General features: G+C 67.1%; 17 protein-coding genes. 5 read left to right on the top strand and 12 right to left on the bottom strand.

The features are described 5' to 3' along the window. Positions 1-111: 111 nt before the first annotated feature. Genes eccCb through ACJH6J_RS02675 form a run of 6 tightly spaced genes read right to left on the bottom strand, consistent with a single transcriptional unit; the run spans position 112 to position 8,662 of the window. Entirely contained in the window at positions 112-1,857 is a 1,746-nt protein-coding gene (gene eccCb / locus ACJH6J_RS02700; RefSeq protein WP_212807848.1) for a type VII secretion protein EccCb, read from the bottom strand. Beyond that, positions 1,854-4,091, bottom strand: coding sequence for a type VII secretion protein EccCa (gene eccCa / locus ACJH6J_RS02695; protein WP_133425723.1), 2,238 nt, complete (start codon positions 4,089-4,091; stop codon positions 1,854-1,856). The genes eccCb and eccCa overlap by 4 nt, the downstream gene beginning before the upstream one ends. Then, positions 4,088-5,563 (bottom strand): type VII secretion protein EccB, encoded by a 1,476-nt coding sequence (gene eccB / locus ACJH6J_RS02690; protein ID WP_212807847.1) that lies wholly within the window; start codon positions 5,561-5,563, stop codon positions 4,088-4,090. The genes eccCa and eccB overlap by 4 nt, the downstream gene beginning before the upstream one ends. 3 nt (positions 5,564-5,566) lie before the next feature. Continuing rightward, positions 5,567-7,288, bottom strand: coding sequence for a type VII secretion AAA-ATPase EccA (eccA, locus tag ACJH6J_RS02685; RefSeq protein WP_406803482.1), 1,722 nt, complete (start codon positions 7,286-7,288; stop codon positions 5,567-5,569). Beyond that, positions 7,281-7,799, bottom strand: a complete 519-nt coding sequence (locus ACJH6J_RS02680) for a YbaB/EbfC family DNA-binding protein (protein WP_212807845.1) — start codon at positions 7,797-7,799, stop codon at positions 7,281-7,283. Before ACJH6J_RS02680 ends, eccA begins: the two co-directional genes overlap by 8 nt. 2 nt (positions 7,800-7,801) lie before the next feature. Further along, on the bottom strand, positions 7,802-8,662 hold the full coding sequence (locus ACJH6J_RS02675; protein WP_212807844.1) for an ESX secretion-associated protein EspG: 861 nt from the start codon (positions 8,660-8,662) through the stop codon (positions 7,802-7,804). Between the two features lie 517 nt (positions 8,663-9,179). Between ACJH6J_RS02675 and ACJH6J_RS02670 the strand changes: the two genes are divergently transcribed. Continuing rightward, positions 9,180-10,376: a MinD/ParA family protein gene (locus ACJH6J_RS02670; protein ID WP_212807843.1), complete on the top strand. Its 1,197-nt coding sequence runs from the start codon at positions 9,180-9,182 to the stop codon at positions 10,374-10,376. Between the two features lie 12 nt (positions 10,377-10,388). Here the strand turns inward: ACJH6J_RS02670 and ACJH6J_RS02665 are convergent, their stop codons facing one another. Continuing rightward, the gene (locus tag ACJH6J_RS02665) at positions 10,389-11,162 is read right to left on the bottom strand and encodes a transcriptional regulator (protein WP_371824502.1); all 774 of its coding nucleotides are present in this window, start codon (positions 11,160-11,162) and stop codon (positions 10,389-10,391) included. Positions 11,163-11,513: 351 nt separating this feature from the next. On the opposite strand from ACJH6J_RS02665, the gene ACJH6J_RS02660 reads away from it, so the two are divergent. Further along, on the top strand, positions 11,514-11,810 hold the full coding sequence (locus ACJH6J_RS02660) for a WhiB family transcriptional regulator (protein ID WP_212807842.1): 297 nt from the start codon (positions 11,514-11,516) through the stop codon (positions 11,808-11,810). A 79-nt stretch (positions 11,811-11,889) separates the two neighbouring features. Beyond that, positions 11,890-12,201, top strand: coding sequence for a GNAT family N-acetyltransferase (locus ACJH6J_RS02655; protein WP_212807841.1), 312 nt, complete (start codon positions 11,890-11,892; stop codon positions 12,199-12,201). A 49-nt stretch (positions 12,202-12,250) separates the two neighbouring features. Here ACJH6J_RS02655 and ACJH6J_RS02650 read toward each other — a convergent pair whose 3' ends face one another. Genes ACJH6J_RS02650 through ACJH6J_RS02630 form a run of 5 tightly spaced genes read right to left on the bottom strand, consistent with a single transcriptional unit; the run spans position 12,251 to position 17,491 of the window. Continuing rightward, positions 12,251-12,757 carry a pyridoxamine 5'-phosphate oxidase family protein gene (locus ACJH6J_RS02650; protein WP_212807840.1) on the bottom strand — a complete coding sequence of 169 codons (507 nt, stop codon included), beginning with the start codon at positions 12,755-12,757 and terminating at the stop codon, positions 12,251-12,253. A 34-nt stretch (positions 12,758-12,791) separates the two neighbouring features. Next, on the bottom strand, positions 12,792-13,448 hold the full coding sequence (locus ACJH6J_RS02645) for an enoyl-CoA hydratase-related protein (RefSeq protein ID WP_212807839.1): 657 nt from the start codon (positions 13,446-13,448) through the stop codon (positions 12,792-12,794). Continuing rightward, positions 13,445-14,071 carry a TetR/AcrR family transcriptional regulator gene (locus ACJH6J_RS02640; RefSeq protein ID WP_212807838.1) on the bottom strand — a complete coding sequence of 209 codons (627 nt, stop codon included), beginning with the start codon at positions 14,069-14,071 and terminating at the stop codon, positions 13,445-13,447. The genes ACJH6J_RS02645 and ACJH6J_RS02640 overlap by 4 nt, the downstream gene beginning before the upstream one ends. 55 nt (positions 14,072-14,126) lie before the next feature. Further along, positions 14,127-15,815 carry a serine/threonine-protein kinase gene (locus ACJH6J_RS02635; RefSeq protein ID WP_212807837.1) on the bottom strand — a complete coding sequence of 563 codons (1,689 nt, stop codon included), beginning with the start codon at positions 15,813-15,815 and terminating at the stop codon, positions 14,127-14,129. 44 nt (positions 15,816-15,859) lie between these two features. Beyond that, positions 15,860-17,491 carry a metallophosphoesterase gene (locus ACJH6J_RS02630; protein ID WP_244872897.1) on the bottom strand — a complete coding sequence of 544 codons (1,632 nt, stop codon included), beginning with the start codon at positions 17,489-17,491 and terminating at the stop codon, positions 15,860-15,862. Between the two features lie 223 nt (positions 17,492-17,714). Here ACJH6J_RS02630 and ACJH6J_RS02625 point away from each other — a divergent pair, with 223 nt between their 5' ends. Further along, a complete protein-coding gene (locus ACJH6J_RS02625) occupies positions 17,715-18,158 on the top strand; it encodes a hypothetical protein (RefSeq protein ID WP_212807835.1) in 444 nt (147 codons plus the stop codon). Between the two features lie 361 nt (positions 18,159-18,519). After that, positions 18,520-19,695: a trypsin-like peptidase domain-containing protein gene (locus ACJH6J_RS02620; RefSeq protein WP_212814472.1), complete on the top strand. Its 1,176-nt coding sequence runs from the start codon at positions 18,520-18,522 to the stop codon at positions 19,693-19,695. Positions 19,696-19,790: the final 95 nt, after the last annotated feature.

Here is a 19,790-nt window from a genome sequence, read left to right as displayed (position 1 = left end):
ATTGAAGATCCCCCACGGAACCCCCGTTCCCCCTAGGCCGATCAGCGGGCGTTTAGCGTTGCTGAACGTCTGAAACTGATACTACCGAGGGTTTTGGGGGGTCACCTACACTTATTCCGCCGGAGGATCAACATAGGCCGCCTGGATGACCTCCTTACCGTCCGGTGACACCAGAAGCGCCTGGCCAGGGGGCCTACGACGGAGTTTGAACTCGCTCGACGGGAACTCCGCTTTCTCGCCCGACAGGAACATCGTCGGCGTTCCGGCGCCATAAGCGGTACCGACGAACTTGTCCATCGTGGACCGGTGCGCCTGACTCATCTGACATGTCACGATGATGTGCAGACCGATATCGGCAGCGGCGGGCAATAGCGGCGCCAATGGCGCCATCGGCGACCCCATACCGCTGGCGGCGACGATCATGTGCCAGTCATCGACCAGCAGCACCACGTCCGGACCGCTCCACCACGACCGTGAGCGAAGCTGGGACGTCGTCAGGTCCGGTGGCGGCAGCCGCTTCTTCAGGTTCACCGCCAGCGCCTTGATGGACTCTTCCAGTGCAGCGATGTTGCGGTTGATGGCACCAGCCGCGAGCAGGTGTGTCTCGGGCACCGCGTCGAGCAGGCCAGACCGGAAGTCGGCGAGCATGAACCGCACCTGATCGGGGCTGTTGCGCTTGCAGATCGCCTCCGCCACTGCGTGCGCAATGGTGGTCTTGCCCGACTTCGGCGCACCGAAGATGAGCTGGTGCGGCGTGTTGTACATGTGGTTGTACGCCACCGAGAGGTCGGATTCGCGCACGCCCACCGGCACCGTCCACCGGGTGCGGTAGTCGTTCTCCGGTCCGGGCGGATTCGGGTCGAGTTCGTGCAGGTAGATGCGCTCGGGCAGCACGCGCACGCGCGGTGCCATGTCGGTGTGCAGCGACGCGATGTGGTCGACGGCAGCGGTGATGGCCGGCACGAGGTCGGCTGCGCTGTGCACCCCGTCCATCCGGGGCACGCCGATCATCAGGTGGTGCTTCTCCATCGACACCGCCCGGCCGGGGCGGTTCGCCGGAATCTCGCGGGTGATGCGGTCGATCTGCGTCTCGTTGACGTCACCGAGGCGGAATTCGACCTTCGTGCCCAGGTAGTCACGGACACGGGATTTCAGTTCCGTCCAGCGCGGCGTCGAGATGATGACGTGCACTCCGAACGCCAGGCCCTGACCGGCAAGGTCCTGGACCACGGGCTCCAGGTCCGGGAACTCACCGATGAAGGCCGGCCAGCCGTCGATGATCAGGTAGACGTCACCGAACGGATCCTGCGACGCAGGGTGATTCGGATCTTCACGCAACTGCCGGTAACTGGCAATCGACCCGATACGGAGCTCTTTGAAAGTCAATTCACGTTGCCGCAGAACGGCTTTCATTTCCGCGACGACACGCTGTACTCGGTCCGGTTCGGAACGGGTGGCGACGCCACCGACGTGCGGCAGATCCTCGAGGTACATGAGGCCACCACCACCGAGGTCGACGCAGTAGAACTGCACCTGTCTGGGGGAGTGGGTCGCGGCCGCCGACAGCACCAGTGTCTGCAGGAACGTCGACTTCCCGGTCTGCGGCGCTCCGCCGACCGCGATATTGCCACCGGCCGCCGACGTGTCGATGCCCCACACTTCCTGCTTGTGGCGACGCGGTTCGTCCATGATGCCCAGACCGAAGCGCAGCGGGGCCCGCTGGTCGCGCTCCACCAGCTCGTTGACCGGCATCGGATCCAGCAGCGGCGGCAGCCACATCTTGTACGCCCGGCTCTCGCCGGTCGTCAGCTGGTTCAGCACCACTTCGCGCAACGCGCGCTGTTCGGTGTTCGTCATCGTCCGACTCCCGAATCTGCCATCGGCGCAGCGGTGAACGGCCGAATCCGGAAGTTGTTCTGCGCCACCACTCGTGGCGCGTCGTCACCTTCGTCGTTCTCCGCCGCCGTCGGCACATAGGTGCCGCCGGTGTAGATGCTCTTGAACTTGACCGGATCCTCCATACCGACACGGAGGAAGCCGACGCCGCTCTCCTTGTTGGTGATGTACTGCGCCTCGGGCGTACCGATCACCGCCTTGGATTCGGCGGAGCTCGTGGTACGCAACGCGATTCGGTACGTCAGGTTCGGCTCCAGTTTGTCGATGCGGGCGCCACCGGTGTTCAGTGACTGCGTCGCCAACAGCAGGTGCACACGCAGCGACCGGCCCACGCGACAGATACGGTCGAACAACGCGATGAAGTCCGGGTGGTTCTGCAGCAACTCCGCGAACTCGTCGACGACGACGAAAAGCGTTGGTAGCGGCGGCAGATCGGCCCCACGCTCGCGGTACTTCTCGTACTCGGCGACGCCCGACAGCGCACCGGCCGCGCCGACCTGCATACCGGCCTGACGCAGGATGTTCTGCCGGCGGTCCAGCTCACCGGTGAGCACCTCACCCATACGGCCGACGAGTTCGGCTTCCTCTTCCATGTTGGTGACGACAGCCGCGGTGTGCGGCAGCTTCTCCATACCCAGGAATGTCGAACCGCCCTTGAAGTCGGTCAGCAGCAGGTTGATCTGATCCGGATGATGCGTCGCCACCAGTGAAAGGATCAGGGTACGAAGGAATTCCGACTTACCGGAACCCGTCGTACCGATCAGCATGCCGTGCGGACCGGCACCGAATTCGGCGCCCTCCTTGATGTCGAGATACATGATCTCGCCATTCTTGAGCTGGTGGCCGAACGGGATGCGCAACCGGTCCTGATCCGTATCCGAGTACATCCGCCACCGCCGCGGCGTCACCTCCTCGACCGAGCGCGCGCCGACCAGGTGGTGCCACTCGCTCGACACCTTCTTCTGTACGCGGGTGCCCTTGTCGATGATCGTGCCGGTGATGGACCAGCCCGCGAGCTTGCGCGCCAACCGGCCGGCCGACGTCGGGGTCACCGAGTCGGTCACGGTGGTCACCTCACGCCATGGCTGGGACGCCGTGCGGTCCTCGCACGAGCCGTCGGGATTGACCTTGATGCGATAGCCCGACCGGTGGTTGCCCTTGGTGATGACGGTGACGCCGGCGCGACCGTCGACCGGGAAGCCGGCCTTGCCGCCCGTCAGATCGACCACCAGAACATATGGGCCCGACGGGGGCGCGTCGGCACTGTGCGGACCGCGCGCCGTCAGGTCCGCCAGCCCGTCCGGCTTGGTGAACACCAGGCGCCTGGGCCCGGCGTCGTCGAACTCGGTCTGGCTCTGCACGTGGGGCAGCCACTTGAGCCACGCCCAGTCGGGATCGTCGAGATCGTCCATCAGGACCCGGATCTGCAGCAGGTCCGGCGGATGGAAGACCGCCAGGTGGCAGATCATGGCGGCGAGCAGACCCCGCGACCCTTCCGGATCACCACCGATGGCGATGGTCGGGTAGCTCTTGAGGATCACCAGCTTCGGGCAGTCGTGCACTAGACCGTGGGTGCGCAGGAACTTGGTCACCCACATGTGGCTGACCGGCTCCAGATGAGCCTGCGGTGCGGCCATCGGGCCCGCGAGGTCCGACCCGATGTTCGGCTTGAGCAACCGGTCGACCGCCGCCTGGGCGCCGATGCCGATGCGGGCACCCATGAAGAAGTCGGCGTTGTTGCCGCTGACACTGCGCGACCACTGCCGCTGCGTGCCCACGATGGACAGCAGGTCCTCGGGATGCGGTGCGTGGTAGCTGAAGAACGTCACCTGCGCGTCGGCCGACGACGTGACGCGGGTCCGCAGGCCGGCCAGGTACCGCAGATACTCCTTGCGGTCCTCGTTGATCTCCGGCACCTTCTTGCCGCCGCCACCGCCGCTGGCCATGTAGCCGACAGTGCCCATGATCATCATCAGCGGCATCATCAGCATGTACGGCGACAGCTGACGGACGCCGGTGAAGATCATGATCGCGATCATTCCGAGCATGCCGCCGCCCATGACGTACGGCATCGCCTTCTGCATGCCCGACGCGGGGATCTCAATGCCCAGGTCGTCGGGCGGCGTCACGTTGATCTCACCCGGGGTCAGGCGCGGACCGCGCTTCATCGACGGGGTGAACTTCTTGGTCGTCATGACGCACCTCCCGGATGCGGCGGCGCCGCGGCCTCGTTGCTGCCGCCCACCTTCCGCGGTTTCGGATCAGCCGGCAGCGTGTCGTGTTCGAGCAACGCCGCCTCCTTCGACAGGACCGGGCCTTCCATCAGCAGACCGACCACCTGCCACGGTGCCGTGGTGGCGCCGCTGAGGCCGAGGGCCTTCGCAGTGTCGTCGTTGGCTATCCCGTATCGGACGCCCTGGGCGTCGACGTAGTACTGGGCCTCGCCGTACCGCGGGTCTGGCGACTGCAGCCGGATGAACTGACCGCCGTCGATGTAGACGGTGGCGTCACCGCTGATCTGCTTGATGCCGTTGCCCATCGAGCTCGGCGAGATCGGCAGGTGCCGACCGACGATCACCGTGGTCTTGGCACCCTGGTCACCGGCTTCGCGCTGCCACGCCCAGCACACCGTCGGATCGTCCTGCGGCAGCAGCATGGTCATGGGCTTCGCCGGCAGCGGTGACGTATAGGTCTGCTCGGGGATTTTGGCGACGACGCTGGATTCCACCGACGGCGGCGAGATCAGCCCGTACGAGTTCGTGGCGCGCAGCGCGGCCGCCGTGGTGTCGTTGACCTTCGCGACGCCGTCCGGCAGCACCACGTACTGCTGCTTGCTGTTGTCGGTGACGGTCTGGAACACCGTGCCGTTCACCAGGTTCGGCGGCAGGCCGACGGTGTTGGGCGCGCCCGCGGCCGGGATCGGGGCCAGGGCCCAGGGGCCGACGTTCGGCAGCGCGTTGAACAGGCCGGACGAGATGGGCGCCGACTTCGAACCGACCGGAATTCCCACGGCAGAGGTCAGCGCGCGGTCGGCCAGGTCGATCGAATGCCGTCCGTCCTTGGTGATGAGCCAGGTCTTGTCCTGGTACTTGACCAGCACGCCCTGATCTGGCCGGATGGGGCCGACGCCGCCGCCCAGAACGACGGGTTCGACGAGCACCGAGGTCTCGACGGTCGGGGTGACGCTCTCGGGCTTGGTGACGGTGTCGCACACCGACCAGGTGCCCGACGTGCCGTTCACCGGCGTCGCGTAGGGCGCACCGGGGATGCCGATGGGTTGGCCCTTCGGCATCTTGGACAGTTCCGCAGGCTTGACGACCTGCGGCTCACCGGTGTGGCCGAGAACCAGCCGCGCCGACGTCAGGTTGTAGACCGGACGGATCTGCCCCGAGCCCCCGGGCATCACCACATACAGCTGGTTCGTGCTGCGGTCGACGAGCAGCGAGTCCCCGCCGCGCTTACCTTGCGGTTTGAAGTACGCCAGCATCGCCGCACCGAGACAGACAATGACCGCGACGACGATGCCTGCGGACACCGACCGGCTGTAGAACTGCAGCGGGTCGTCGAACATCCGGGTGTCGCGCCGCACGATGGCGTGCTCGACGCGGCGGAGCAGGAAGCGCCAGCCGCTGACCTGAACCTTGGTGGTGAGCCGGAAATCAGCCATCGGTTATTCGCCGATACTCAGGCGCCGATGCACCCCGCTGATCGCGGAAGCCATGTCGTCGCCGGTGATCTCGCCGAGCGCTTCGACGCTCAGGCTCTCGATGTCCATCGAGCGGGCGAGGCGCATGTCGCGGGCCTGCTCACCGGCCTCGACCAGCTGGCGCGCATAGCGGCCGTTACCCGCGATGTCGATGGCCGGCTTGCCGTTCAGCTCGTGCTGGTACAGCGTGGTCGCCGCTTCCAGCACCTGCTTGGCCGCTTCGTCGTTGATCAGCGAATCATTGCTCTTGGCAATGACTTTCGCGATTTCGACGATCTCCTCGGGGGAGTAGGACTCGAACTCGATACGGGTGGCGAAGCGGGAGCGGAGACCGTCGTTGGCTTCCAGCAGCCGGTCGATGTCCGAGCTGTAGCCCGCGATGATGACGACCAGCCGGTCGCGGTCGTTCTCCATACGGGCCAGCAGGGTGTCGATGGCTTCCGAGCCGAAGGCGTCACCGCCCTGCAGTCCGTCCTGGATCAGCGTGTAGGCCTCGTCGATGAACAGCACGCCGCCAAGGGCCCGGTCGATGACCTTGGACGTCTTCACGGCGGTATGGCCGAGGTACTCGCCGACGAAGTCCTTGCGGGACGTCTCGATGAGCTTGGGCTCGGCGATGACCCCGAGACCGGCGAGGATGTTGGCGACCACGCGCGCGATGGTCGTCTTGCCGGTTCCCGGCGGTCCGGTGAAGATCATGTGCTTGGACTGCTGCGCGACCTTCATGCCACGCGCGGCCCGGATCTTCGCCATTTGCGTTGCGGCGCGGTAGGTCTCGATCTGCTCCTTGACCTTGGCCAGGCCGATCTGCCGGTCGAGTTCGGCCTGCGCGTCACTGAGCATCTTGTCGCGCGCCGAGGTGTCGGCCACGACGCTGTTCGGATCCCACTTGTCCGACCGAGCGGCGATCTTCTCTGTCGTGGTGGTCTGCAGCCGGTAGTTCGGATCGCGAAGCGCCTCAGCGACTTTCGGCTCGGGGAAGTTGGCCTGCAGCCATTCCAGCAGGCGACGGGCACCCTCTTCGTTGCCCTGCTCGCGGAACGTCATTGCCAGGTACCACGCGATGGGCCGGCCGCACGCCGTTCCGGCCGGCGATTCATTGGCTTCGGTCAGCTTGTCCTTGGCCTCGGTGAACAGGCCGAGGTTGGCTGCCGCGACGCCACGGGCCACGCCGGCGGCACCGGTCAGGAAGGCGTCCGGCCAGCTCTCCGAACCCCGGAGCACCTCCATGACATCGGTCCAGCGCTGACCGCCGGTGTAGATGACGGCCTTTACCCACGCCACCAAATGCTCCGAACCGCCGACCGCCGCGCCCTCCACGGCTTCCAGCGCGTCGGCGTAATTGCCCTCGGCCGCCTCGTTGACGGCGAACGCCAGCGTCAGCGCGAGGGGCGAGTTCACGGGATAGGTGATGTCGCCGAGCTCGCCGCCGATACGCACCCGGGCGTTGACCTGCGCCAGCGACACCTCGGCCTGGCCGGCGAGCATGCCGAGGTTGCCGCGTGAGTACCAAGCGCGGAACAACGTGGTCCGATCGGTGTCGCCGCAGCGAATGCGCCCGATCCAGGCGTCACACGCAGTCTCGTCGACAGACGTGATCTCACTGAACAGCTGCATCGAACGCGCCGGTGCGGTGTCCAGCATGCCGACGGCGTTGTTGAACATGGCGGCGAGTTGGTCACTCATTGGCGTCTACTTCCCCTGAATATCTGGTGGCAAAGATCTGGGCACGCGTCGCGGCGGCCTCTTCCGGCGACGGCAGGTCGAGACTGCGCGACAGGAAATCCTTCGCCTCTGCGCGGTCGTGACCCAGTTCCCGCAGTCCCGAGTACATGACGTCGTATTGCGCCGACCTGCCGTCCTGGCGAGCGAGTCCGGCGATGACGAGGATCTCGTCCGCCAGTTCGACTTCCGTCATGTTGGTGACGCCCGGAGCGAGTCGGATGCGGTGGATCCGGCCGTCCATGAGGGCCGTGACGGTCACCGTCTGCGGCGGGTTGGTGACCGTGTACCCGAACGGGACAGGCGCGTCATCGGCGGACGGCGCATCGTCCTCGATGACCCCGGCGTCGGGAGGGACGACGTCGTCGTCGGCGTAGAGGTAGTCGAGTGCGCCGCCGAGATCATCGTCCGAGCCGTCGTCCGGATCGTCGCCCGACGGCTCGTCATCGAACCCGTCATCATGGTGGGCCGCCAACGTCAGTCCTGGTAATCGTCGCCGGCGGCGCCCGCCGAGGCCGTGTCGAACCAGGACCGCGACGGCAGGAACTCCAACAGCCCTTGCAGGGCGCGTTCGAGGTTCTCGTCGGTGCCCGCCAGGAAGCTGCCGTACAGCTCCCCGCTGACCTTGCGCGGCAGGGACACGATGCGGCCCAGCCGGGAGTCGAGAACGCCGGCGGCCACGTCGGCCTCACTGTGCGTACCGCCCTCGTGCCGCTCGTTGGCGGTGAGCTCGACCCATGAGTCGGGATTGGCGATGAGTTCGGAATAGGTCCGCGCCGAGCTCAGGCTGATGCCGAACTGGGTGAGCTGGTCGGGGGTGCGGGCGTCACTGAGCCGGCTGGTCGACGCGGTCAGAGGCTCGACGTTGGCGGGGTTGGCGGAGCCGAGCACGGCATTCACCATGCCGGCCAGGCCCACCTGCGGGGCGACCCGCTGGATGACGATCATCTCGCCGTCGCGGGCCGCGACGACATGGCGTTCGCCCTTGCGACAGACCACGAACCGCAGCATCTTCCCGCCGACGTCGCGGCGCCACCAGCGGCCCTCGATGGTGCGGTCGGCGCGGCTGAGGGTGTCGACCATCGCGGCGACTTCCGGATGCGGGTTCCCGTAGATGTCGAGGACGCCCTGCGCCGTCAGATCCCGCCGCACCTGTTCCCAGACCCGGTCCCGAAGGTCCAGCTGGGGAATGTTCGGCCGGATGCCGAGGCTTATCGGGAAATCCATGAGCTCGAGCTTGTCGGCGATGACCAGCATGCCGTCGATGGTGACCTCGACCGCGATGACGTCGTCGATGCCGCCCGAGGCGGTGCTGGCCGCGGTGTACGGGCCGGTCACGACAACCGTCCCGGCGCCATAGCCGACCCAGACGTCCCGGCATCACGCCCGGCGCATGTGTCCACCCGCTGCATCTCGCTCCACCCCCTGTTCCCGGCGCCAGGCGCCGGGCATCGCTGTCCTCCGTGACCATCTTGGTACGCCACCTGACGGACGGCAGGCCGATGGCCAAACTCCTACGCGAGTCACGGCATCTGACCTGCGCGGGCGGCCCCACACCACCCCCACAGCGCTTCCCCACAACCCGCATCGAGCCTACCAGCGGGTCCGCCGCCGGATCCGCACCAATTCACCGACGGCGCGCACTCAGTCGACGCGGTCGACACGCAGCGAAAAACGTTGGTGGACAACCCAATCAGCAGCACCGCAGCCAAGGGGCCCAGACCGTCGGCCGAACGGGCGCCGACGAAATTGGGCCCAGCCATCCCGCCGGCGGCGCCGGCGTGGTCGATACTGGGATGGCATCTGCGTCTTGGCACCTGCGTCGAGCGAACCGAGGAGAGAAAGCGCGTATTCGGTGACTGACCACTTCGAACCGCAGCACAACCCCCCGGAAAGCGCTTTCGCCGGCCATCCCGTGAACACGCCGCCGGCCTGGCCACGGGTAAATCCGGCCGGCAACACCGGCATGCAGCACACCGAACCGCTGCAGCGCAGGACCGGCTACCCACCGCAGCCCGGTCCCGTACCGCCGGGTCCGATGCAGCCGGGACCGCACCCGCACCAACCCTGGCCGCACGGTCCTCAGGGTCAGTTCACGCCACCCGGGTCGTACGCCGACGCCATCCGCCGCGACGACCTGCTCCGGACCCGCAAGCCCGAGCCCGGTCGCGGCTGGCGCAAGACGCTGTTCAAGGCGACGTTCGGGCTGGTAAACCTCGGTCCGTCACCCGACGAGATCCAGGAAGCACAGCAGATCAACCGGATCCGGTCGGCGCTGTCGGGTCACTACAAGGTCGGCGTGATGGGCAAGGGCGGCGTCGGCAAGACGACGGTGTCGGCCTCGATCGGGTCGCTGTTCGCCGAGCTCCGGCAGGACGATCGGGTAGTGGCCGTCGATGCCGACACCGCGTTCGGCAAGCTCGGCAGTCGCGTCGACCCCAAGGCCCTGAGCTCGTACTGGGAGTTGGCGTCCGACCAGCACCTGGAGAGTTTCGCCGACATCCGCAACCGGGTCGGCAGCAATGCCGCCGGGCTGTTCGTGCTGGCCGGTGAGGCGAGCCCGGCCCGCCGCCGGGTGCTGGATCCCGCCGTCTACCGCGAGGCCGCCTCGCGGCTGGACCGCCATTTCACCATCTCGATCATCGACTGCAGCTCCACGATGGACAGCCCTGTCACGCAGGAGGTGCTGCGGGATCTGGATGCGCTCATCGTGGTGTCGTCGCCCTGGGTCGACGGTGCCGGCGCGGCCGGGCAGACGCTCGACTGGCTGGCGGCACACGGCCTCAATGGTCTCCTGCAGCGAACTGTGGTGGTACTCAACGATTCCGACGGCCACGCCGACAAACGCACCCGCTCGGTCCTGGCCCAGCAGTTCGCCGGGCAGGGGCAGGCCGTCGTCGAGGTACCGTTCGATGCGCACCTGCGGCCGGGCGGCGTCATCGCCGGCACCCGGGAAATGGCGCCGGCGACGCGGCGCAAATTCATCGAGATCGCAGCCGCGCTGGCGGCGAACTTCCCGACCGGTGACGATCGGCACCGCGACCGTTCCTGACGCTCGCGGCGGCTACACCAGCTGCACGAGCAGCTTTTCGACCAGCTCTTTGTCGTGGTCCGACACCGCCGCTTCGGCCTCGGCACCGACCACGACGGACTCGGGAACCCCGGCGGCCAGGGCCGTCTCCTGAATGGTCAGGTTGGCACTGCGGCGCGCTGCATACAGCCGCTGCCCGAGCGTCGCGGTGGGCGCTTTCGCGCCGAGCAACGTCAGTTCGTCGATGCGGGCGCGCACCAGTCCCAACGCCTTGATCAGCGGCGGCGACACCGGGCCGAGCCGGGCGGCGCTGGCGGCGACGGCCTCGAGTTGCCGCAGGTCGGACAGAATCTGCGTGACCCACGGCGTGAATTCAGAATCCTCGATCGCCGGCAGGGCGTCGGCCGTGGCTCCCAACGTGTTCACCGCGGCGACGACGGCCTGCGCGATCAGCGGAACCTCGCCCGCGTTGGTCAACGGCGGGGCTGGGGCAGCTTGTGCCTGAGGCGCCAACGGCACCTGCGTCGTCGGGACCGGCTCGCCGCTGCGGATCCGGGCGATGGTTCCCGGCGGCCACTGCAACACCTCTTCGAGACGCAGGCGCGTTCGTTCCCGCGGCCAGCTGCGGCCCTTTTCGAATGAGATCAGCGCTCCGGCGTTGATGATGCCGTCGGCCGCAAGGCTGCGCTGGCTGATGTCCAACTCGCGCCGCCGGGCGGCGGCGGCCGCACCGGCGCGCTCCATTCCGGGGTCGACTGCGGGCAGGGCGATGTATTCGGTGACGTCATCGGGATCGATGTTCGGCACCCGATGTCACCTCCCATCCCTTGCGGCCCGCGCTCAACACGAAATCCGGAGCACCGTCGGCAGTCCGATACAGCTTAACCCGTTCGGCCCCGCATAACTATTGCGTTAACGGTCACTGAACCGTATCGGTCTCGCGCCAAGCGCTTCAGTTAGACCGTACACCCTCCCCAAAGCACGACTTTCACCAATGTTATTCCGGACCATTCCGATGATTTTTGAGCCCTCGCAGCGCGCTGACCTGCGGATATATCTAACGCTACGGTTTAACTGTTGCATTACTGCAGTCTGGTGCTATAGATTCTTCCCAACCGCGACGGAACAGTCGCAGCGCAACAACAAAGGAGTACTCCGATGACCGCAATTGCCATGGACGGCCTGCCGCTCGGTGAGTGCACCCGGAGCCCGGAGCAGTGGACGACGATCGCCAGCGACGAGGCCAAGGCCCTCTGCCGCCAGTGCCCGCGCCGCTGGGCCTGCGCGCGTGACGCCGTCGAACTGCCCCGCGCCGAAGGCCTCTGGGCCGGCATCGTCATCCCGGCCGAGGAGGGTCGCGGCCGGACGTTCGCGATGAAGCAGCTGCGGTCCCTGGCCGAAGCCAACGGCTACCCGGTCCGCCGCCAGCGCCGCATCTTCCTCGAAGTCGCGTAGTACCCGCTTGCCCACGCTGCCGTTTGAGGGGGCGGCAGCGCGGGCGGCGGTTCTACGCAAGAGGGTTACCGTGGGTTCTATGGCCACTGCGAGCACGACCGACAAGACCGGAGCGCCGACCACAGTCACCGCCGAAGCCGGACGATTCACCATCGCCGTCGAAGGCAAGACGGTCGGGCTGATCGATTACATCGACCGGGGTGGCCGACGAATCTTCCCGCACACCGAAGTTCAGCCCGAGTACGGCGGCCGCGGGCTGGCGACGATCCTCGTCGCCGAGGCGTTGGACGCCACCCGTGCCGCAGGGTTACGCATCGTGCCGCAATGCTCGATGGTCAGCGGGTACATCGCCAAGCATCCCGAGTACGCGCCGCTGGTCGACCGGGCCTGAGTGGTTTGGGCGCGCTCCGTATCGGAGAGTGATACGGGGCGCGCCGAGATCACTGCTGGTTCAGGTACTGCGCGGTCGAGCCGCTGATCGGCATGTCGGGCATGCCGAGTTTGCGGTGGTCCCAGCTGCGCATGCGGCTCGGCACGACCCGGACCGCGACGCGGTTGTTCATCATCTGATCGACGAACGGGCGCATCTCGTCGGTGTAGGGGCCGGTGTACCGCTCCCACACACTGATGCCGACGCGCAGACAGGTGTCGGGATCCTCGACGATCTCGGCGGTCCCGTCGATCGACACACCTCGCAGGGTGCCGTAGGTGTCACCATCCTCGATCATCACGGTGATGGTCGGATCCCGACGCAGGTTGACCGCCTTCTGCGACTTGGCCTTGGTCTCGAACCAGATTTCGCCGTCGAGCACGGCGTACCACATGGCCACCAGGTGCGGCCGGCCGTCGGCCAGGACGGTGGCCATGGTCGCGGTCCGGCTGCGATCGATGAACTCGACGATTTCGTCGTCGGTCATGACGATCTTCTTGCGCTCGTTCTGTCCCACGCTCTTATGCCTATCAGGCCGCACCTGGGGGCGGTTACCCGGCCTGCAGCGCCGCGATCGCCGGGGCGAACATCGTCGCCTTGATGGCGGCCATGGTCTGGGAATCCTTGCCAGCCACCGGAATCACGAGATCCACGGCGGAGGAGACGACCGCGTCCTCGGCCGTGGCCAGCTCGACGATGCCGTACTTGGCGGCGTCGTCGCCACCGAAGCGCCGGCCGGTGGTCATCGACGCGATGGCCGCCTGCGGCGTCAGCTTGGCCTGGATCAGCGCGGCCATACCGGGCGTGAACGGAATCCGGATGTCGACCTCGGGGAAACAGAAGAACCCGCGGTCAGCGCGCATGGTCCGGTAGTCGTGGGCCATGGCGAGCATCGCACCGGCGCCGAAGGCGTGTCCGTTGACCGCGGCGGCCGTCGGGATCGGCAGCGTCAGCACCCGCGCGAACAGCGCGTGGACCCGCCCGACGTAGGACTGCATCTGGTCGCCGTGCGCCATCAGCCAGTCGAGATCCAGGCCGTTGGAGTAGAACTTGCCGGCGCCGGTGGTCACGAGTCCCTGGGCGCCGCCCGCGACGAGATCGTCGATGGCACCGTTGACGTCGTCGAGAAAGCCCAGCGAGAAGCGGTTCTCGTCATCGCCGAGGTTGAGAACGGCGATCTTGTCCTGGTAGCTGACGGTGATGCTCATGGTTGTTTCCTCCTGGTTGGGGTGGGTTCGTCGGCGAGGACGGCACGTACGGCTGCGGTCAGCCGTTCACGTGCCCAGCTGTTGCTGATTCTGTTGCGGGACAAGATGATTGCGGTCGGCAGGTCGACGATGCACACCGTGATGGCATCGACCGCCGCGCCGTCGCGCCGGTTCCAGAGGTGCGACGACAGCCGCACCATCAGGTCGATGAGCTGACGGTCGAGGTCTTTGAGTTCAGCCGCCAGGGACGCCGGCAGGTCGGGTCCGAGCAATTGATCGCGCTGCACCCGCCACACCAGTTGGGCCGACTGCCGTTGACGCTCGTAGAACACCGCGGGGGCCTGCGCGGCGGCGACGACGGCGTCCACGGGGTCGGCGGCCGCGTCGGCCAGGGCGGCGTCGACCAATTCCGTTTGTACGTCGAGGAATCGGCGTGCGGCGCGCAGCCAGGTGCGGGCGACGAGCTCGGTTCGCGAGCCGAAGTTGTGATAGATCGCGCCGTTGGAGACGCCGGCCGCGGCGGCCACCGAACGGGTGGTGACACCGGCCGGCCCGGCCTCGACGGCTAGCGATTCGGCAGCGTCGAGCACCGAGTCGAGGTCATACACACGAGGCCGGGGCACCGGCTCACCATAACAGAGCAATCGCTCCGTTATTGCGCAGCAGGGGTGTCGCCGGTTACGGCGGATAGATCTGCTTGATGGTCCCGTCGGCGTTGACCTGCATGTATCCGGTTCCGGGCGCCGTAGAGTGGATCGCGAGCCCCAGACCGCCACCCTCTTCGCCCTCGATGATGAGGTACAGCTGCGAGCCGGGTTCCGCACCCAGCTGCTGCGGTGCACCGGGCATGGTGGCGGCCACGGCCTGCGCGTTGATCGCGCCGAGGTCCGCCAGCACGTCGAACGAACTGGTGCTGGTGTCCGAGCCCCACTTGTTCCAGCTGCCGCCGCGATACATGAAGCTCTGGTCGACGTGCTTGTTCGTGGGGGAGACGCGATCCATGACCGCGTAATCGGGGTACACCACGAGCTTGAATCCCATGGCGTCGCCGAACTTCGCCTTGATGGTCCCGATCAGGTTGGTCAGACCGTCGGCGGTCTGCAGCTGACTCGGTCCCGCCGGCATCGACGCCGCGGTGGAGGCGGGAGTCGACATCGAACCGGTCGGGTACCCGGCGGTGCCCCCGGGACCCGTGGGCATCGACGGAAACAGTTGTGCGCTGGGCTGATTGGTGGCCTGAGGCTGGTCGCCCGAACCGCTGTCGGGCCACATCACGTACGCGATGCCGGCGCCCCCGAGGACGACGATCGTGACCAAGGCCGCGACGATCACCACCGCCGAGTTGCGCCACCATGATTGGGCCGGTTGGTTGTTCGCCAACTGCGGCGGCGACCACTGCGCGGATCCGGCACCCAGACCTTGCGCCGGCGTCGCGTACTGCGTGTGCGCGTGCGCCGGGTAGGACTCGGGGCCGGTCGTGGGGTAGGGGACCGAAGGGGCGGCCCACGCCGGCGGTGTCTGCTGAGCGGGCTGACCGAACTGAGCGGGCTGCGCCGGTCCGGTCAGCGCGGAACGCGCGGCGTTGGCAAGGTCTTTCGTTGTGGCGTAGCGCAATTCGGGGTCCTTCGCCATGCCGGTGGCGATGACCTGATCCATGTATGCCGAAATCCCCGGCCGCATGGTCGACGGCCGTGGCGGATCCGAATAGAGGTGGCTGGTGATCTGCCGCTCCATGCTGTCGCCCGGAAATGGCGGTGCTCCAGTCAGGCATTCGTGCAGGACGCACGTCAGCGCATAGATGTCGGACCGGGCGTCGCACCGGTCGCTGGTGAAGCGCTCGGGTGCCATGTAGGCGACGGTGCCGATGGTGGCACCGGTGTGGGTCAGTTTGGTTTCGCCTGCAGCGCGGGCGATGCCGAAGTCGATGAGGTACGCGAAATCGTCTGGCGTGACCAGGATGTTGGCGGGTTTCACGTCGCGGTGCACCAGCCCCACGCCATGCGCGGCGCCGAGCGCGGCAGCAATCTGCTCGACGATCGAGACCGCGCGGTCGGGTGCCAGTGGGCCGTCGGCCAACAGCTGCTGGACGGTCTTGCCGTCGATCAGCCGCATCGTCACGAACAGCCGGTCGTCGATCTCACCGAAGTCGTGGATCGGCACGATATGCGGCTCATCGAGCCCGGCCGCGGCGTGGGCCTCCCGGCGGAAGCGCACCTGGTACTGCTCGTCGTCGGCGAAGGTCGGCGGCAGCACCTTCATCGCGACGACGCGCTTCATGGTGGTGTCGTAGGCCTTCCAGACCTCACCCATGCCGCCACGACCGAGCAGCTCAATCAGCCGGTACCGGCCGAACGGTGTCCCTTCCACCGGCTAACCATAAGAGGCGGCGGCGTCCGCTGCCCAGCGAATGGTTACGCGCGCACCCTGCGGCGATAGGTGACCTTGTCGAATTCCCGGCCGTGTTCGTCGACCGCGGTGACGTCCATTTCGCTCAGCAGCTGCCCCGGCCTGACATCGACGCGGATGAAGGCGTAGTTGCGGAAACGCACGCGCGACCAGCCGACCGCCTCCGCCTTCTTCTTCCCTTCAGCAGTCCAGACATAGCTGTTCGGGACGAAGGTGTCGGGAGCTTCGTGGCCGCGGTAGCTCTCGGGCTCACCGGGCTGGAAACCGTATCGGGGCCGGCCGGCGCAGCCCACGGTGTAGTAGACGGTGCCGTCGGTTTCCGCGTCGACGGTCGAATTGTCCCCGGCGACCTTGGTGGGGCGGTCGCCGCGGATCGGGTCCGTGCGCTCGTAGACGTGGTTGTGTCCCTGCAGCACGAGATCGACCTGATACCGGTCGAACAACTCGCACCAGGCCGCCCGCACACCGCCGTCGCTGGCGTGCGAGTCGGTGGTCGAGTACGCGCAGTGGTGGAAGAAGCACACGATGAAGTCGATATTGGGGTCGGCGCGGTAGGCGGCCAGGGTGCGCTCGACCCAGGAGTTCTGGGTGCCATCGGAATAGCCGGTGTTGGAACGGATTTCGAAGCTCACGTCGTTGGCGTCCAGTGACAGCACCGCGACGTTGCCGTAGGTGAACGAATAGACCGACGGGCACGCCGCCGGCCCGTTGTCCGGAAAGTCCATGCGCGCCAGGTGACCGCCGTAACCGTGACTCGGATACGAGGCCTCCATGTCGTGGTTACCGGTCGCGAACATCCACGGCGTACTCGCCGCACTGGCCTCGATGGACCCCAGATAGACGTCCCAGACGAACGGGTTGTACTTGTCGAAGCCGTGCGCGGCCTTGCCCCCGGACGGGACGAACGACAACGGCTTGCCGCCACCGGACGGGTCGGCATACGCGATATCCCCGGCCAGCAGATGGAATTCGGGGTTGGACGCGACGATCTGATTGAACACGTTGGCGGTGTGCGGGACGTCGGGCTCGTTGTCCGGCTTGTAATAGCTGTCGTCGTAGTCGCCGCGTTTGAGCCCGGCAGGCTGGCGCGGTATGTCATCGGTGCCCTGGTCACCCATCATGGTGAACCGGAACGGCGCCAATGTCTTTCGCACGCTGGGCATCGCCGTCTTGGCCGACCGCACGTCGCTGACGAAGCCGTCCTCGGTGCGCCACCGGTAGAAATGCGCGCTGCCACCGGGCAATCCGTCGACGGGGACATGGGCGTAGAACTGCTCGGCCGCAAGGACACCGCGATCGCTGGTCGGGATCTGCGTGACGAGGTTGCGCACCTCGGCCTCGATGGTCGCGCCCAACTGATCGGTGGGCCCGTGGTCGACGAACACCTTGGTGCCACCGGGATTTCGCGACAACTGCGCCGCCAGCCGCAGCTGGCTGTCCGCGTCACCACCAAAACCGACCCGGCGGTTGGCCACGCTCAGCGGCGCGTCCTGTGCGTAGGCGCGGCGCCCGAACGGCGCCAGGCCCAGGGCCGCCACCGCCGCGGCGGCCGCCGATCCGCGCAGGAAATTCCGTCGCGATACGCGGTGCCGGCGCAGGTACTGCTGGTGCCAGTCGTATTGCTCGGCGATGGTCATGGTCGTCGACAAGTTGTCGGGGATACCAGTGTCCGGGATTTCGCCGGCAACGGTCAGTCGGGTCGGACGCACCCGTCGATCGTGGCCCAGCACGGAGCATCTGGCGAGTCCGACACCGGAATCAGGGCCGAAGTTCAGCCGGGGTTCACGGAATCGCGATCAACGACGCCGGAACATGCGAAGACGGCATCGAGGTCCGGTCTGTGCGCCATACGCTGAAGCCATGAGTCGCGTCGCATGGCCATATTCCGCACCTGCGGTCACCGCACTGGTGGTGGCGCTGACCGCCTGCGGCATGCCCTCGGCCGCCGCTGCCCCCGGGGACCCCGCCTGCCCGGGCACATCGGTCACGGCACAACAGTTCGTCGGCGCCTGGGCCAGCCCGGACGATCCGACCACCACGACGCTGGCGCCCGACGGTGCGCTGCGATCCCGCGGCGCCAGGGACGAGTCGGGCACCTGGCGCGTCCGGCCCATCGGCCAGACGCCGGGTGCCGGTCAGCTGCCCGACGACGGCATCTGTGTGTTGTGGCTGCACTGGACCAGTCCTGCGCCGTCGTTCGACGCGTTCTACGTGCCGTTGAAAGCGACCGAGGCACAACTGGAGTTGAGCTATGTCGGTCGGGGCAACACCCTCACCTGGATCCGCGCCGACGGGCCGAGATGACACTTTTTGTGATCTGAAAAGTCTTGGGCTGTCCAGAACTCTTTCTCAGCAACGCCTCAGTTGGCGACGGCACGGTGGAGACATCAAGCGCGAGCACGCCTGTCTTACCGACGTTTCGAGAAAGTAGTCAACGCCAATGAGACACCCGTCAGAACAGCCGACCCCGGACAACCAGCACCTCTGGTCGCGGCAGTACGCCGCTGAACAGGAGAAACTGGTCCAGTGGAGCAATGACCGTTACCAGCGCCCCCACGTCTCGGACGAGTACACCCAGCCGCTGCGGACTCCGTACGGGGCGCCGCAGCAGTACCCCGCCCCGCCCGCGCCACCGGCGCCAGCTAAGCGCTCGCGGTCCGGGCTGCTGGCTTTCGGCGTCGCGGCGGTAGCCATCGCAGCAGGAGCGGCCGGCACCATGGCTGCCGTTGACCACTACGGCAGCATGGCGCCGACGGCGCAGGTACCGCTGGCCACCGGCATTCAGAACCGCGCGCTGCCAACGGCTTCCGCACCCGCAGCCGCACCGGCCGCCCCGGCCGGCTCTGTCGAGGCGGTGTCGGCCAAGGTGCTGCCCAGCGTCGTCAAGCTGCAGGTCCAGACCGGCCAGCAGGGTGGCGAGGGGTCGGGCATCGTCCTCACCGCGGACGGCCTGATCCTGACCAACAACCACGTCATCGCGGAGGCCAATCAGACTGCCGCGGAACAGGATTCGCTGCCCAGCGGACTCAGCCCGAGCGGCCGGCTGCCGCGCGGCATGACCGGCGCCGGTCAGACCAAGGCAACCGTCACCCTGTCCGACGGCCGTACCGTGCCCTTCACCGTGGTGGGGGCCGACCCGGCCGACGACATCGCGGTGGTCAAGGCCCAGGGGGTTTCCGACCTGACCCCGATCAGCATCGGATCCTCGAAGGACCTGCGCGTCGGACAGAACGTGGTGGCCATCGGCTCACCGCTGGGCCTACAGGGCACCGTGACCACCGGCATCATCAGCTCGCTGAACCGTCCGGTGAGCACCGGTGACGAGCAGACCGGCCAGCAGTCGGTGATGAGCGCCATCCAGACCGACGCCGCGATCAACCCCGGCAACTCCGGTGGTGCGCTGGTCGACATGAACGGCAACCTGATCGGCGTGAACTCGGCGATCGCCTCGCTCGGTGGTGGCCCGGATTCCGGTGGCTCCCAGCCGGGTTCGATCGGCCTGGGCTTCGCCATCCCCGTCGATCAGGCCAAACGCATTGCCGACCAACTGATCTCCACCGGCACCGTGCAGCACGCCTCGCTGGGCGTCAAGCTGGCCGCCAACAACAGCGCCCAGGGTGCGGCTGTGGCCGGCGTCGTGGCCGACGGTCCCGCCGCCGCAGCCGGCCTGGACAAGGGCGCCGTGATCACCAAGGTCGACAACCAGCCGATCGACAGTCCGGAAGCGCTCGTCGCAGCCATCCGGTCCAAAGCGCCCGGCGACAACGTCACCGTGACCTACGCCGACCCTTCCGGAGCGGAACGCTCCGTGCAGGTGACCTTGGGACAGACGGAAGCCTAGGCCGACACAGCCTGTCCCCGCATCCCTGTGAGGGTTGTGTACGCGGAACCCGAGATACGCGTACGCAACCCTCACAGGCGTATTCGGGCCCTGAC

It is taken from the genome of Mycobacterium sp. SMC-18 (assembly GCF_045310895.1).
Lineage (GTDB): Bacteria > Actinomycetota > Actinomycetes > Mycobacteriales > Mycobacteriaceae > Mycobacterium.
The sequence above is the reverse complement of the archived record's forward strand: the minus strand, read 5'-3'. Positions and strand labels throughout refer to the sequence as shown.

What these genes read in the sequence shown, in the direction of transcription:
- eccCb (WP_212807848.1), bottom strand. Translation starts at nt 1,857, where the DNA reads ATGACGAACACCGAACAGCGCGCGTTGCGCGAAGTGGTGCTGAACCAG.
- eccCa (WP_133425723.1), bottom strand. Translation starts at nt 4,091, where the DNA reads ATGACGACCAAGAAGTTCACCCCGTCGATGAAGCGCGGTCCGCGCCTG.
- eccB (WP_212807847.1), bottom strand. Translation starts at nt 5,563, where the DNA reads ATGGCTGATTTCCGGCTCACCACCAAGGTTCAGGTCAGCGGCTGGCGC.
- eccA (WP_406803482.1), bottom strand. Translation starts at nt 7,288, where the DNA reads ATGAGTGACCAACTCGCCGCCATGTTCAACAACGCCGTCGGCATGCTG.
- ACJH6J_RS02660 (WP_212807842.1), top strand. Translation starts at nt 11,514, where the DNA reads ATGACCGCAATTGCCATGGACGGCCTGCCGCTCGGTGAGTGCACCCGG.
- ACJH6J_RS02655 (WP_212807841.1), top strand. Translation starts at nt 11,890, where the DNA reads ATGGCCACTGCGAGCACGACCGACAAGACCGGAGCGCCGACCACAGTC.
- ACJH6J_RS02645 (WP_212807839.1), bottom strand. Translation starts at nt 13,448, where the DNA reads ATGAGCATCACCGTCAGCTACCAGGACAAGATCGCCGTTCTCAACCTC.
- ACJH6J_RS02630 (WP_244872897.1), bottom strand. Translation starts at nt 17,491, where the DNA reads ATGACCATCGCCGAGCAATACGACTGGCACCAGCAGTACCTGCGCCGG.
- ACJH6J_RS02625 (WP_212807835.1), top strand. Translation starts at nt 17,715, where the DNA reads ATGAGTCGCGTCGCATGGCCATATTCCGCACCTGCGGTCACCGCACTG.